We start from the raw sequence: 13,183 nt of genomic DNA, 5'->3' as shown, positions 1-13,183 counted from the left end.
AGCTGTGGATACGCTCCGTGTCTAGAGGGTTTGCGGGCCCAAATGGGAAGAGCGCGCGCCGGGTTGACGTACCCCAGCGTCGGACGCTCGAACCGTCGTCGGCCGCGGCCGTATACCGCGTCAGTGCAGTGTCACACGAGAACGTGGTCGACGAAGCACCACCGCCAGTCCTCGCCGGGCTCGAAGGTCCGCATCACCGGGTGACCGGACGTCTCGTGGTGCTCCGTCGCGTGCCGCCCCGGTGAGGAGTCGCAGCAGCCGACGTGGCCGCAGGTCAGACAGATCCTTAGCTGCACCGGGTGTGTCCCGTTCGCGAGACACTCCGGGCAGGTCTCGCTGCGCGGTTCCGGCTCGGGGTGCGGCAGCGCGCCGGCGTGCGTGCACTGTTTCATGATTGCCAGATTACGACGGGCGTGCGGGTGACCGCGCGGAAAAAGAGGGCGGGCGAGGACCATGGACGTGATGCCGCTGCTGTTGCTGGTGGCGGGCAGTGCCGCGGTGGCGGGGGCCGCCCGGCGCACCCCGGTGCCGGCACCACTGCTGCTGGTGGCGGTCGGCCTCGCGGTCTCCTACCTCCCCGGTGTCCCGCACTACACGCTCGACCCCGACATCGTCCTGCCCCTGGTGCTGCCCCCGCTGCTGTACAAGGAGGGCACCGAGAGCTCGTACCTGGACCTGCGGGCCCAGATGCGGCCCGTGGGGCTGTTGTCGGTCGGGTACGTGCTCTTCGCGACCTTCGCCGTCGGCTGGGCCGCCTACCTGGTCGTCCCGGGGCTGCCGCTGCCGGCGGCGCTGGTGCTGGGCGCCGTGGTGGCGCCGACGGACGCGGTCGCGGCCGCGGCGATCGCACGCCGGGTCGGGCTACCGTCGCGGATCACCACCATCCTCCAGGGCGAGTCCCTGCTGAACGACGCCACCGCGATCACCGCCTACAAGGTGGCTCTCGGCGCCGCCGTCGGCGCGGGCGCCACCTGGGCGGGCGGGATCGGCGAGTTCCTGCGGGCGGCGGTCGGCGGTGTCGCCGTCGGACTGGTGCTCATGGTGCCGATCCACTGGCTGCGCACGCACCTCAAGGAGGCGCTGCTCCAGAACACCCTCTCCCTGCTGATCCCGTTCGTCGCCTACGGCGTCGCCGAGCAGCTGCACGGCTCCGGCGTCCTCGCGGTCGTGGTGGTCGCCGTCTACCTCGGGCACCGCGCGTGGGAGGTCGACTTCGCCACCCGGCTCCAGGAGGACGCAGTGTGGCGGATGGTCGCCTTCCTCCTGGAGTCGGCGGTGTTCGCCCTGATCGGCCTGCAGCTGCCGCGGGTCCTCAAGGGCCTCGGCGAGTACGAGGGCGCCGACGCCGCCTGGTACGCGGTCGCCGTCTTCGCCGTGGTCGTCGTGGCCCGGTTCGTGTGGGTGTACCCGGCGACCTTCCTGCCACGCGTGCTCTCCCGGCGCATCCGGGAACGCGAGGACGATCCCACGTGGCGGGCGCCGGCCGTGACGTCGTGGGCCGGCATGCGGGGCGTGGTCTCGCTGGCCATCGCCTTCTCGATCCCGGCCACGGTGCACGGGGGCGCCCCCTTCCCGCAGCGCAACCTGATCCTCTTCCTGACGTTCACCACCGTCATCGGCACGCTGGTCGTGCAGGGCCTCTCGCTCCCGCTGGTGATCCGCCTGATGCACTTCCCCGGCCGCGACCGGCAGGCCGAGACGCTCGCCGAGGCCAACGCCCAGGCGCAGGCGTCCCGGGCCGCCGAGGGGCGCCTGGACGACCTCCTCGTGGACGAGCGCAACGCCCTGCCGCCGCCGCTCGCCGACCGTCTGCGCACCGTCCTGGAGCGCCGGCGCAATGCGGTCTGGGAGCGGCTCGGCCAGGTCAACGCCGTCACCGGGGAGTCCGTGGACGACACCTACCGCCGCCTGTCCAGGGAGGTGATCGGCGTGGAACGCGGGGTCTTCGTACGGCTGCGCGACCACCGTTACATCGACGACGAGATGCTCCGCGCGCTCCTGCGCCGGCTCGACCTGGAGGAAGCGGCCGCCTTCAGGGAGGCCGACTAGCCGGAGCCTGTCCGGCGGATCAGTCCGCAGGCGCGGGCTCGGGGAACGGCCGGCCGGTGACGACCGCCGCGACCGACGTCCCGCGCGCGAAGGCGCCCTCCTCGGCCAGGGCGACGAGTCCGTAGAGCAACTTGGCGACATAGAGACGTTCGACGGGCAGTGCGTGCCGCTGCTCGAAGTCCTCGGCGAAGGCGTCGAGCACCGGGGTCGTCCGGGCGTAACCGCCGAAGTGGAAGCGGTCGTCGAGGGACCAGGTGCCGGTGCGGGCGCCGAAGGCGCGTTCCTGGAGCGCCTGGACGCCGCCCGCCAGGAAGCCGCCCTTGAGCACCGGTATCCCGAGCGCACGCTGCCCGGCGTCCAGTCCCGCGGCGAGTCCGGCGAGCGTGCCGCCCGTGCCGCAGGCGACGGCCACGACGTCGGCACGGCCGCGCAGTTCCTCACCGAGGGCCCGGCAGCCGCGCACCGCCTCCGCGCTGCTGCCGCCCTCCGGGACGACGTACGCGCCCTCGGCACCGGCCGCGCGCAGAATCGCGGCCAGGGTCTCCGGCTCGCTCTTGTGCCGGTACGTCGACCTGTCGACGAAGTGCAGCCGCATTCCGTCGGTCGCGCACCGGGACAGGGAAGGGTTGAGCGGGCGGCCGGCCAGCTCCTGGCCGCGGACCACGCCGGTGGTCGTCAGCCCGAGCAGTCGGCCCGCGGCGGCGGTGGCGCGCAGATGGTTGGAGTACGCCCCGCCGAAGGTGACCAGCGCCCGGCCCCGCGCCGCCTCGATTCCGGGCACCAGCTTGCGCCACTTGTTGCCGATCAGCTCCGGATGGATCAGGTCGTCCCGCTTGAGAAGCAGCCGCAGGCCGAGCCGGGAGAAACGGTCGTCCCTCAGTTCCTGAAGGGGAGACGGCAGGCGCGGGGCGAGCAGGTCGGTGCTGGTCACGCCCCCATTGTCGCCCGGCGCCGATCCGTGGCTACGCCTCCTTCAGCCGCTCGCCGATCGGCTCCCGCAGCCACTCCATCGTGAACCCGCGCGGATCCACCTTGCCCGGCTGCCACTCCAGGTGACCGATGACCGACCGTGCCGACCACGCGTGGTGGCGGCAGACGGCCGCGGCGGCGCGCACGATCGCCTCCAGCTGCGGCTCGGGCCAGGGGTCCTCACCGTCGCCCAGGTTCTCGCACTCGAAGCCGTAGAAGTAGCGGTTGCCGTCGGTGTTCGCCTCGTTGTCCGGCGGCAGCCGCTTCTCGGCGATCACCGCCCGCAGGACGTCGTCGTCGCCGGAGCCGGCGTGGTTGGCGCGGCCGTAGCCGACCAGGTGGACCGTGCCGTCCTTGGTGATCACGCCGTGGCACAGCGGGCCCGGCAGCTCGGTGGTGCCGTCCCGGCACACCTCCACCGTGTGCTTGCTGCCGGTGGTCACCGTGTGGTGGATCATCACGCCGTGGACGGGGCCCCAGGGGCCCTTGTGGTTGCGGTTGTGGTTCGGCCAGTCCCCGACCTCGACGACGGTGACGCCCTCGGCTCGGAGCGCGTCCAGGAACCGGCTCGCGGACATGGGTGGGGCCATGACCGCCTCCTTCGTGCTGTCGTGCCCGGTGGCCGCCGGTCGCGGCCCTCTCGTACGGCTTGCTTCTACCGAAACGGGACGTCTTGGACTACATCGTTCGCACACTGTGCGAGCCGATCCGGACAGGGATCCCGCAGCGCAGGGGCTGGACAGGGTCCCTCTTTCTGCCCAGTAGTGCGATGATCCATTCCCGCTCATTCGGGTAATGGTGCGGGTGCGCTGCGTGATGGAAGGCTCGCTCGTGAGACCGGTGTGCGATTCGGCACCGGGCATACAGGAGAGGGCATTTTCTTATGTCGGTAGGCGATGAGGTCCGCACCGAACAGGGCAAGCCGCAGCAGTCTCTCGGCACGTCGGCGGCGCGGAACCTGGCCACCACGACCAAGTCCGTTCCGCAGATGCAGGAGATCAGCTCCCGCTGGCTGCTGCGGACGCTGCCCTGGGTGGACGTACAGGGCGGCACATACCGGGTGAACCGGCGACTGACCTTCGCCGTCGGCGACGGCCGGATCACCTTTGTGAAGACCGGAGACCAGGTCGAGGTCATCCCGGCCGAACTCGGCGAGCTGCCGGTCCTCCGGTCCTACGAGGACGACGAGGTGCTCACGGAGCTGGCCCGGCGCTGCCGTCAGCGGGACTTCGCGCCGGGCGAGGTGATCGCCGGCTTCGGCAGCCGGACCGACGAGGTGTATCTGCTGGCCCACGGCCGGGTAGAGAAGATCGGCACGGGCCCCTACGGCGACGACGCGGTCCTCGGAGTCCTCGCCGACGGCGCCTACTTCGGAGAGCAGGCGCTGCTGGACCCGGAAGCCATCTGGGAGTACACCGCCCGCGCGGACACCGCGTGCACGGTGCTGATCCTCAGCAGGCAGGACTTCGACCAGGTCGCCGAGCGCGCCGATTCGCTGCGCGAACACCTCCAGCAGCTGCGCTCGCTTCCCGCTCAGCAGACCAACAAGTACGGCGAGAAGGAGGTCGCGCTGGCGGCCGGCCACAGCGGTGAGCCGGACATCCCGCACACCTTCGTGGACTACGAGGCCCGCCCGCGCGAGTACGAACTGAGCATCGCGCAGACCGTTCTGCGCATCCACACGCGCGTGGCCGACCTGTACAACCAGCCGATGAACCAGACCGAGCAGCAGTTGCGGCTCACGGTCGAGGCGCTGAAGGAGCGCCAGGAGCACGAGCTGATCAACAACCGCGCGTTCGGGCTGCTGAACAACTGCGAGTACGACCAGCGGATCCAGCCGCACGACGGCGTGCCCGGCCCGGACGACATGGACGAGCTGCTCAGCCGTCGGCGCAGCACCAAGCTGTTCCTGGCCCACCCGCGCGCGATCGCCGCGTTCGGGCGTGAGCTGAACAAGCGCGGACTGGTCCCCGAGAGCGTCGAGATCGGCGGCAACCGCATCCCCACCTGGCGCGGTGTGCCGATCTACCCGTGCAACAAGATCCCGGTCAGCGAGGCCCGTACGACCTCGATCATCGCCATGCGCACCGGCGAGGACGACCAGGGCGTCATCGGGCTCAGGCAGTCCGGCGTCCCGGACGAGATCGAGCCGAGCCTGTCGGTGCGGTTCATGGGCATCAATGAACAGGCCATCATCAAGTACCTGGTGACGGCGTACTACTCGGCAGCCGTCCTGGTGCCCGACGCGCTCGGCGTGCTGGAAAACGTCGAGATCGGCCGGTGGAGGTGACGTTTCCGCACTTCGCGGCCGTGTTCCCGTCCTTCGGGGCGGGTACATCCTCGGGATATGTGTCCAGCCGGAGCGGAAGCGCCACCGTCCGCGGACTGCGCGAGGGGGACTCATGGCCGAGTTCATGACGGAGACCACACAGCGTTCGCCCGGAGAGTCCCGGTCCGCCGGGGCGGGGGAGGAGCCCGCACCACCCGGACCATGCGAACGGCGGGGGGCCGCCGGTGACGCCGGAGCCGGTCCGCTCGACGGGCACGAGGCGGCGGCACTCCTGGAGCGGACCCGGGCCCTCGTCGACCCCGAACTGCGGGCGGCCGTCGAGTCGCTGCCCGGCCCCATACGCCGGATCGCGCTCTACCACTTCGGCTGGGAGCACGCCGACGGCACCCCCGCGGCAGGACACGCGGGCAAGGCGATAAGGCCCGCGCTGGTTCTCGCCGCGGCCGCCGCGCTGGGCGGGCCGGGGGCGCGGGCGGCGGCCGTCCGGGCTGCCGCCGCGGTCGAACTGGTCCACAACTTCACGTTGTTGCACGACGACGTGATGGACCGGGACACCTCCCGCCGGCACCGGCCCACCGCATGGACCGTGTTCGGCGTCCCCGACGCGATCCTCGCCGGGGACGCCCTGCAGGCGCTGGCCCTGCGGCTGCTCGCCGAGGATCCGCACCCGGCCTCTGCATCTGCCGCGGCCCGGCTCGCCGACTGTGTCGTGGAACTGTGCGCCGGACAGCACACCGACACGGCCATGGAGCAGCGCGCTCCCGGCGAGGTCACCCTGGACGAGGTGCTCGCCATGGCCGAGGCGAAGACCGGCGCGCTGCTGGGCTGCGCCTGTGCCCTCGGCGCGCTGTACGCGGGCGTCGGCGAGGACGATGTGGTGGCGCTGGACGGCTTCGGCCGCCAGGCCGGGCTCGCCTTCCAGCTGATCGACGACGTGATCGGCATATGGGGCGATCCACAGCGCACCGGCAAGCCGGCCGGTGCGGATCTCGCGGTCCGCAAGAAGTCCCTGCCGGTGGTGGCGGCCCTCGCCTCCGGCACCCCGGCTGCGGCCGAACTCGCCGAGCTGTACGGCAAGCCGTACATCGCGGGGGAGGCCGGGGACGGGGGCGAGATCACCCGGACGGCACTGGCCGTCGAGCAGGCCGGCGGCCGGGACTGGGCGCAGGCCGAGGCGGCCGACCGGATGAGCCTGGCGGTGCAGGAGCTGACCCGCGCCGTGCCCGCGCCGGAGGCGGCGGGCGGCCTGCTGGCCCTGGCCGAGTACGTGACCCGACGCACCTCCTGAGGCTCCGGTCCGAGCGGCCGACAACGCTCGCCCCGGTCGCACCCGGAGGCGGACCCGGCGATCTGCGCCGGCCGTCCCTGGCGGCGGCGATCTGTAACTGCCGTCTCTGATGAGCTGCCGTCTCTGATGGCGGCGATCTGTGCCTGCCGTGTCCAGTGGTGACCACCTCGGGGTTGCCGTGCCCGGCGGTGGCGATCTGCGCCTGCCGTGTCTCGCGGAGGCGGTCCCGGGGTTGCCGTGCCCGGCGGGCGAGGAAGGACCCCGGAGCCACCGGGGCCGTGCGGTTCCTGACCCCGCGCGGCCACCGGGGGCTCCGGCCCGGCGTGCCCCCGCACACCCCCACAGTGTGCGGGGGCACTCTGTTCGTGCCGGCCGGTCCGGGGCAGTGCGCCCGTACGGTGGGCGAGCCCCGGTCGTGCTGTGACCCCACCGGACCTCGGCCATTGCGCCGCGGCTCCTGCACGGTGACTACTGCACTCCAGCTCCTGCGCGGGAACCGCCGTCGGCACGGTCCTCTCGACCGGGCCCGTCCGCCTGGATGTCCACCGCGGCGGGCCCGCCGCCTCGGTGTCCACCGCAGGGAAGCGGAAGGTGAGCCCGCCGGCGCCCCACCGTGCCGGCGCCGTGATCCCGGCGTCGACCAGCGCCGCCCGCCGTTCCGGTTCACCCGATATGCGGAATGCCATCTCCCACTTCTCTCCGGTACCGAAAGTGTCCCCGAAACGGCTTGCAACCACTGCAGTTGGAGTACTACAAATGAAGCACTACAAGCGGAGTGGTTGAAGTTCTGCTCCGTGGCCTACGAAAAGGGATCAGCTTGCGAAAGCTCACGTACTTCATCGCCTGCTCGCTCGACGGCTTCATCGGTGACGAGCACGGCGACGCCACCGAGATGCTCCGCTTCATGGACGAGGAGTACTTCGCGTTCCTCAAGACGGAGTTCCCGGAGACCCTGCCCACCCACGGCCGTACGCCTCTCGGCCTCGACCACCTGGAGAACAGGCGGTTCGACACCGTCGTCCAGGGCCGGGCCAGCTACGAGCTGGCGCTGAAGGAGGGCATCACCAGCCCCTACGCCCATCTGCGCGAGTACGTCGCCTCGCGCACCCTGGGCAGCTCGCCCGACCCGCACGTCGAGATCGTCGACGGCGACCTGGTCGGCCGTGTCCGCGAACTGAAGGGGGAGGACGGCGGGTTGGACATCTACCTGTGCGGCGGCTCGCAGCTCGCGGGCGCCCTGCTCGACGAGATCGACGAACTGGTCATCAAGACCTATCCGATCGTCTACGGCACCGGCATGCCGATGTTCGGCACCGGCCTCGACATCAAGGAGTTCACCCTGGACTCCGGATCCGTGCGCACCTTCGGCAACGGCGTGCTCGTGCGGACGTATCACAGGAAGCGCTGACTCCTGGCCCGCCCTACCCTGAGGGTATGGACAGCGAGGAACGCGTCTGTCCCGCCTGCGGACAGCCTGTGGAAACGGTCGTCGGGCGGCACAAGACACTCGGCGCCTGGGTGCCGGTGTGGGGCTCCGGCCCGTGCCGCAACCCCGACTGCGCGGCCTACGGGGAACAGGCCGAACCCGCGGCCCGTGCCGCCGGGACCGCCCAGCCGTACCCCGGGGAATCCGCCGCGGAGAAGCCCTGAGGCCATGCCGGGCATCCCGGCCCGGCTCCCACGCCCTCGGCGGGAGCCGCCCGCCGAGTGGCCCGGAGGCGAACGGGCCGCACCGGGCCCGGCCGGCCCGCGCCGCCCGTGCGTCCGCCGCGGCCGGAACCCTCGGCTCCTCGGCCCGTCGGCCCGTCGGCCCGTCGGCCCCTCGGCTCCTCGGCTCCTCGGCTCCTCGGCCCATCGGCCCATCGGAACGGCGCTATTTGCGGATGCGCGGGGCCCGGCCGAGTCCTTAGCGTGGCCGCATGCCAAAACTTCCGCACATCGTCCACATCACCGAGCGCTCCCAATGGGAGGCGGCCCGCGCCTCGGGCACCTACGAGATGTCCACCCGCGGCCGCACCCTCCAGGAGGAGGGGTTCATCCACTTCTCCACCAGGGACCAACTCCCGCGTATCGCCGCCTTCCTGTACGGCGACTACGAGGGCCCGGAGGAGCTGGTGGTGCTGGTCGTGGACCCGGCCCGGCTCGATGTCCCGCTCAAGTACGAGGCCATGCCGCCCAACGGCGAGGAATTCCCGCACGTGTACGGGCCGGTGCCCGTCGAGGCCGTGGTGGACGTGGAGCCCTGGGGGTGAGCGAACAGGGGGGCGCGCGACGGCGCAGGTGGTGGCGCTGGGTCGTCGGTGCCTGGGCCGTGGCGGTGGCCGCCGGGGGCGGGCTCACCCTGTGGCTCCAGGACTCGGCCCGGCCGCGGGAGCCGTATGTGTGGGACAACGGGGACGCCGAAACCCCACGGAATGTGCACGGCGGTACACCCCGCCCGCTCCACGATCCGCGCGCGGACGACGACGCGTGCCCGCCGAGCCCGCTCCCCGAGCCGACGCAGGGACCGACCCGCCCGGCCGTCGCCTGCGCGTACTTGTCCACGGTCCGCTGACCGCCGCCGACAGCCCCCATGCGTCCGTCCCCTCGGCCGGCGGAGTCATGAACTCGCCCCGCTCACCGCGCGGTTCGGAGGGCCGTGTGCCGGTGGCGGCGTCCAGAAGAAACGGCCTGGGCGAGGCGGGTGGCGGGGCGGCCGACGAAGGCGCAGGTCCATCGCCCGGTGTTCGTGGTGGTGGGGTGGGGGGATCGCAGGCAGCCGTCCCCGCCGCACCGGCGGAAGGTCGGTCGCACCGGCGGAAGGTCGGTCGCACCGGCGGAAGGTCGGTCGCACCGGCGGAAGGCCGGTCGGTGAATGGGCGGAAGGTCGGTCGGCGGGTCGGCGGAAGGTCAGTCCGCGGGCCGCTGCAGGAACCGCAGCATGTTCCCGGCCGGGTCCCGGAAGGCACAGTCGCGCACCCCGTACGGCTGGTCCGTCGGCTCCTGGAGCACGTCGCCTCCGGCCTCCCGGACCCGTTCGTACAGCGCGTCGCAGTCGGCGGTCGTGAAGATGACACCGCGCAGCAGTCCCTTGGCGAGCAGCTCGGCGATCGCCTGCTTGTCGGCCGGGGAGATGTCCGGGCTCGCGCCGGGCGGCTCCAGCACGATCTCCACGTCCGGCTGGAGCGGCGAGCCCACGGTGACCCAGCGCATACCCTCGAAGCCCACGTCGTTGCGGACCTCCATGCCGAGCACGTCACAGTAGAAGTGGAGCGCCTTGTCGTGGTCGTCCACGGCGATGAAGCACTGCTTGAGTTTCAGGTCCATGGCTTCACGCTAGGCCCAGTCGGGCCGCCGTGCGCGCACGTCACGCACCGGCCCACCGGCGCCCGGGACCTCTTCGGACCGGCCCCGCGGCTCAGTACGGCCGACGGCGCGGGCGGGTGAACGCACGGGCCACGCAGGACGGGATCACCGCGCTCTCCTCATGGGGGCCGGCCCGGTAGGCACTCGGGGTCCGGCCCACCAGCTCGGTGAACCGGGAGCTGAAGGAGCCGAGGGAGGTACAGCCGACGGCGAAGCACACCTCGGTCACGGTGAGATCGCCGCGGCGCAGCAGCGCCTTGGCCCGCTCCACCCGGCGCGTCATCAGATAGCTGTACGGCGTCTCCCCGTACGCCTTGCGGAAGCTGCGCTGGAAGTGGCCGGGCGACATGTGGGCGCCACGGGCCAGCTCGGTCATGTCGAGCGGCTCGGCGTACTCGCGGTCCATGCGGTCGCGCACCCGCCGCAGCCGTACCAGGTCCTCCAGGGTCATTCACTCAGCTTGGCACAGCAGCTTTCGCGCAGGCAGGCCGTCGGGTGCTTCCGTGCCCACGGGCGTCGGGTGCTCCCGCGCGGGCGAGTCCTCGGATGCCTTCGCGTAGACAAGCCGTCGGGTGCTTCCGCGCAGGGGGCTCCGGACCGGTCCCCCCGGACAGGGCTCCGGACGGGACAGGTCCCCCGGGCAGGCCGCCGGACGCGTCCGCGCGGTCGGACACCGAACTGTTTCACACAGGACCGCACAACACAGTTCCCCGGTTTCGGCACCGCCTTCGCCTTCAGTTCGCCGGGCATTGGCCTGCGCTTGCTTCCCTCGGGGGAATGGACCACATCACGTTCCTCGTGGCGGTCGTCATCGTCACGGCGTTGGCCTTCGACTTCACCAACGGATTCCACGACACGGCGAACGCGATGGCGACGTCCATCGCGACCGGGGCGCTGAAACCGCGGACGGCCGTTCTGGTGAGCGGCGTACTGAACATCGCGGGTGCCTTCCTGTCCACCGAGGTCGCCAGGACGATCTCCGGGGGGATCGTGGACGACACGCTCGTCTCCCCGGCGATGATCTTCGCCGGACTGGTCGGGGCGATCCTGTGGAACCTCCTGACCTGGCTCGCCGGGCTCCCGTCCAGCTCGTCGCACGCCCTGTTCGGCGGTCTCGTCGGGGCCGTCTGGGTCGGCGCGGGGTCCGACGGCGTGCACTTCGACCAGGTTGTCGAGAAGGTGCTGATCCCCGCGGTGGCCTCGCCGGTGGTGGCCGGTGTCGCGGCGCTGACAGCCACCTACCTCGCCTACAGGCTCACCGAGCGGGCCCGCAGGGATTCGGTGACCAGGGGCTTTCGGATCGGCCAGATCGCCTCGGCCTCCCTGGTCTCGCTGGCGCACGGCACCAACGACGCCCAGAAGACGATGGGCGTCATCACCCTCACCCTGATCTCGGCGGGCGCCCTCGGGCACGACGCCGGCCCCCCGGTCTGGGTGATCGGCTCGGCGGGTCTCGCCATCGGCCTCGGCACCTATCTGGGCGGCTGGCGGATCATCCGCACGATGGGCAAGGGCCTCACCGAGATCCAGTCCCCGCAGGGCTTCGCCGCCGAGACGGCGTCCACGACCGTGATCCTCATCTCCGCCCACCTCGGCTTCGCCCTGTCCACCACCCAGGTCGCCTCGGGCTCCATCCTCGGCGCCGGTCTGGGCCGCCGCCTGGCGGAGGTCCGCTGGGGCGTCGCGGGCCGCATGGTGGCCGCCTGGCTCATCACCCTGCCCGCCGCGGCGCTGGCCGGCGGGCTGGCCGCGAGCGTGGTCAAGCACGGCGGCAACGCCGGTACGGCGGTCATCGCCCTGGTCGCACTCGCGCTCGCGGCGGTCATCGTCCTCGCCTCGCGCCGCAACCCGGTGCACGCCGACAACGTCAACGACCACCACGAGGTCACCCTCCGCACCACCGCGCCGGCCGACGTCGACACGGCCGCCTGAGCCAAGGAGAGCCCCCATGCATCTCGACTGGACCGCACTCGGCCAGGTCACCGCGGTGAGCATCGGCGTGACCGTCGCCGTGGTCGCCGTCTTCGCCCTCGGCGTCCTCGGCCTCGCCCGGACCGACGACTCCGCCGGACACCCGGACGGCGCCCGCAGCCTGGGCCTCGCCCAGGCGGGGCTGTGCTTCCTGGCGTGCGCGGCGGTGGTGGCGTACGGGATCTACCTGATCGTGCCGCAGTTCCACTGAGACGGGCGGAGGCGGACGGGACGGCACCTCTGATGACGCAGGGCCTGCGGGTCGACCACACCGACCACGACGACCCCGTCCTGATCCGGCCCGACGGCACCCCGGTGGACACCTGGCGGGAGAACTACCCGTACGACCACCGGACGGAGCGCAAGGAGTACGAGTGGCACAAGCGGCTCCAGCAGACCGAACTGCTGAAGCTGCAGAGCTGGATCAAGGAGACGGGGTGCCGGCTCGTCGTCGTCTTCGAGGGACGGGGCGCGGCCGGCAAGGGCGGCACCATCAAGCGGTTCACCGAGCACCTGAACCCGCGCGGCGCGCGCGTGGTGGCACTGGAGAAGCCGACCGAGTGCGAGCGGGGACAGTGGTACCTGCAGCGGTACGTCGAACACCTGCCGACCGCGGGCGGGACAGTCCTCCTCGACCGCTCCTGGTACAACCGCGCCGGGGTGGAACGGGTGATGGGCTTCTGCTCTGACGACGAGTACCGCCGGTTCATGCGCCAGGCCCCGCTGTTCGAGCGGATGCTCGTCGACGACGGCATCGACCTGGTCAAGTTCTGGTTCTCGGTGTCCCGGGGCGAGCAGCGCACCCGCTTCACGATCCGTCAGGTCGACCCGGTACGGCAGTGGAAGCTCAGCCCGATGGACCTGGCCTCCCTGGACCGCTGGGACGACCACACCGCCGCGAAGGCCGCGATGTCCCGTGAGACGGACACCGAGCACGCCCCCTGGACCGTGGTGAAGAGCAACGACAAGAAGCGGGCCCGGGTCGAGGCGATGCGCAGCGTACTGGCGCGCTTCGCGTACGCCGACAAGGACGAGGAGGGGGTCGGCACACCCGACGCCCGCATCGTCGGCGTGGCGGCGGGCCTGCTGGAGGCGGGGGAGGACGACCGGGACCATCCCTAGGGGCGAGCACCCCCAGGTCGGTGACCTGCGGCGACGGCTCCCGCGCGGCACCGACCCGCAGACGAGCGGCCGGCAGGGCGGCCCGAAGCCGGGGTGCCCCTTGCGTCCGGCTCGGACGATTCGGCGTCAGTGTGCGATGGGGTGCGACG

General features: G+C 71.8%; 15 protein-coding genes. 10 read left to right on the top strand and 5 right to left on the bottom strand.

Annotated elements, in window-relative coordinates; all coding sequences use genetic code 11:
- Positions 1-131: 131 nt before the first annotated feature.
- Complete coding sequence (locus tag AB0H32_RS04145; RefSeq protein ID WP_361113858.1) at positions 132-392, bottom strand: UBP-type zinc finger domain-containing protein; 261 nt, start codon at positions 390-392, stop codon at positions 132-134.
- A 61-nt stretch (positions 393-453) separates the two neighbouring features.
- Here AB0H32_RS04145 and AB0H32_RS04140 point away from each other — a divergent pair, with 61 nt between their 5' ends.
- A complete protein-coding gene (locus AB0H32_RS04140) occupies positions 454-2,049 on the top strand; it encodes a Na+/H+ antiporter (protein ID WP_361113855.1) in 1,596 nt (531 codons plus the stop codon).
- A gap of 19 nt (positions 2,050-2,068) precedes the next feature.
- Here AB0H32_RS04140 and AB0H32_RS04135 read toward each other — a convergent pair whose 3' ends face one another.
- Positions 2,069-2,980 carry a pyridoxal-phosphate dependent enzyme gene (locus AB0H32_RS04135; protein WP_361113852.1) on the bottom strand — a complete coding sequence of 304 codons (912 nt, stop codon included), beginning with the start codon at positions 2,978-2,980 and terminating at the stop codon, positions 2,069-2,071.
- Between the two features lie 31 nt (positions 2,981-3,011).
- Entirely contained in the window at positions 3,012-3,608 is a 597-nt protein-coding gene (locus tag AB0H32_RS04130) for an N-acetylmuramoyl-L-alanine amidase (RefSeq protein WP_361113849.1), read from the bottom strand.
- A 293-nt stretch (positions 3,609-3,901) separates the two neighbouring features.
- Between AB0H32_RS04130 and AB0H32_RS04125 the strand changes: the two genes are divergently transcribed.
- The 6 genes from AB0H32_RS04125 to AB0H32_RS04100 all read left to right on the top strand — a co-directional run bounded on the left by AB0H32_RS04125 (position 3,902) and on the right by AB0H32_RS04100 (position 9,150).
- Entirely contained in the window at positions 3,902-5,308 is a 1,407-nt protein-coding gene (locus AB0H32_RS04125) for a family 2B encapsulin nanocompartment shell protein (protein ID WP_361113846.1), read from the top strand.
- Positions 5,309-5,420: 112 nt separating this feature from the next.
- Positions 5,421-6,596, top strand: a complete 1,176-nt coding sequence (locus AB0H32_RS04120) for a family 2 encapsulin nanocompartment cargo protein polyprenyl transferase (RefSeq protein WP_361113843.1) — start codon at positions 5,421-5,423, stop codon at positions 6,594-6,596.
- A gap of 817 nt (positions 6,597-7,413) precedes the next feature.
- Entirely contained in the window at positions 7,414-8,004 is a 591-nt protein-coding gene (locus AB0H32_RS04115) for a dihydrofolate reductase family protein (RefSeq protein ID WP_361113840.1), read from the top strand.
- A gap of 26 nt (positions 8,005-8,030) precedes the next feature.
- The gene (locus AB0H32_RS04110) at positions 8,031-8,246 is read left to right on the top strand and encodes a hypothetical protein (protein ID WP_361113837.1); all 216 of its coding nucleotides are present in this window, start codon (positions 8,031-8,033) and stop codon (positions 8,244-8,246) included.
- 269 nt (positions 8,247-8,515) lie between these two features.
- Entirely contained in the window at positions 8,516-8,848 is a 333-nt protein-coding gene (locus tag AB0H32_RS04105) for a DUF952 domain-containing protein (RefSeq protein ID WP_361113834.1), read from the top strand.
- Complete coding sequence (locus AB0H32_RS04100; protein WP_361113831.1) at positions 8,845-9,150, top strand: hypothetical protein; 306 nt, start codon at positions 8,845-8,847, stop codon at positions 9,148-9,150. Before AB0H32_RS04105 ends, AB0H32_RS04100 begins: the two co-directional genes overlap by 4 nt.
- Positions 9,151-9,485: 335 nt before the next feature.
- Here AB0H32_RS04100 and AB0H32_RS04095 read toward each other — a convergent pair whose 3' ends face one another.
- Both AB0H32_RS04095 and AB0H32_RS04090 read right to left on the bottom strand, forming a co-directional pair.
- Positions 9,486-9,902 (bottom strand): VOC family protein, encoded by a 417-nt coding sequence (locus AB0H32_RS04095; protein WP_361113828.1) that lies wholly within the window; start codon positions 9,900-9,902, stop codon positions 9,486-9,488.
- Between the two features lie 91 nt (positions 9,903-9,993).
- Entirely contained in the window at positions 9,994-10,392 is a 399-nt protein-coding gene (locus AB0H32_RS04090; protein WP_361113825.1) for a helix-turn-helix transcriptional regulator, read from the bottom strand.
- 326 nt (positions 10,393-10,718) lie between these two features.
- Between AB0H32_RS04090 and AB0H32_RS04085 the strand changes: the two genes are divergently transcribed.
- Genes AB0H32_RS04085 through ppk2 form a run of 3 tightly spaced genes read left to right on the top strand, consistent with a single transcriptional unit; the run spans position 10,719 to position 13,034 of the window.
- Positions 10,719-11,873 (top strand): inorganic phosphate transporter, encoded by a 1,155-nt coding sequence (locus AB0H32_RS04085; RefSeq protein WP_361113822.1) that lies wholly within the window; start codon positions 10,719-10,721, stop codon positions 11,871-11,873.
- Between the two features lie 16 nt (positions 11,874-11,889).
- On the top strand, positions 11,890-12,123 hold the full coding sequence (locus tag AB0H32_RS04080; RefSeq protein WP_361113819.1) for a hypothetical protein: 234 nt from the start codon (positions 11,890-11,892) through the stop codon (positions 12,121-12,123).
- A gap of 32 nt (positions 12,124-12,155) precedes the next feature.
- Positions 12,156-13,034: a polyphosphate kinase 2 gene (ppk2, locus tag AB0H32_RS04075; RefSeq protein WP_361113816.1), complete on the top strand. Its 879-nt coding sequence runs from the start codon at positions 12,156-12,158 to the stop codon at positions 13,032-13,034.
- Positions 13,035-13,183 lie beyond the last annotated feature (149 nt).

The sequence above is a fragment of the Streptomyces sp. NPDC020362 genome (genome assembly GCF_040642095.1).
In the GTDB taxonomy this organism is placed as follows: Bacteria; Actinomycetota; Actinomycetes; order Streptomycetales; family Streptomycetaceae; genus Streptomyces.
Note: the sequence above shows the minus strand (reverse complement) of the source record. Positions and strands in the feature narration are given on the sequence as shown.

Excerpts from the sequence above, each read along its gene's own strand:
- AB0H32_RS04145 (WP_361113858.1), bottom strand. The coding sequence starts at position 392 with ATGAAACAGTGCACGCACGCCGGCGCGCTGCCGCACCCCGAGCCGGAA.
- AB0H32_RS04140 (WP_361113855.1), top strand. The coding sequence starts at position 454 with ATGGACGTGATGCCGCTGCTGTTGCTGGTGGCGGGCAGTGCCGCGGTG.
- AB0H32_RS04130 (WP_361113849.1), bottom strand. The coding sequence starts at position 3,608 with ATGGCCCCACCCATGTCCGCGAGCCGGTTCCTGGACGCGCTCCGAGCC.
- AB0H32_RS04125 (WP_361113846.1), top strand. The coding sequence starts at position 3,902 with ATGTCGGTAGGCGATGAGGTCCGCACCGAACAGGGCAAGCCGCAGCAG.
- AB0H32_RS04120 (WP_361113843.1), top strand. The coding sequence starts at position 5,421 with ATGGCCGAGTTCATGACGGAGACCACACAGCGTTCGCCCGGAGAGTCC.
- AB0H32_RS04110 (WP_361113837.1), top strand. The coding sequence starts at position 8,031 with ATGGACAGCGAGGAACGCGTCTGTCCCGCCTGCGGACAGCCTGTGGAA.
- AB0H32_RS04105 (WP_361113834.1), top strand. The coding sequence starts at position 8,516 with ATGCCAAAACTTCCGCACATCGTCCACATCACCGAGCGCTCCCAATGG.
- AB0H32_RS04095 (WP_361113828.1), bottom strand. The coding sequence starts at position 9,902 with ATGGACCTGAAACTCAAGCAGTGCTTCATCGCCGTGGACGACCACGAC.
- AB0H32_RS04090 (WP_361113825.1), bottom strand. The coding sequence starts at position 10,392 with ATGACCCTGGAGGACCTGGTACGGCTGCGGCGGGTGCGCGACCGCATG.
- AB0H32_RS04085 (WP_361113822.1), top strand. The coding sequence starts at position 10,719 with ATGGACCACATCACGTTCCTCGTGGCGGTCGTCATCGTCACGGCGTTG.
- AB0H32_RS04080 (WP_361113819.1), top strand. The coding sequence starts at position 11,890 with ATGCATCTCGACTGGACCGCACTCGGCCAGGTCACCGCGGTGAGCATC.
- ppk2 (WP_361113816.1), top strand. The coding sequence starts at position 12,156 with ATGACGCAGGGCCTGCGGGTCGACCACACCGACCACGACGACCCCGTC.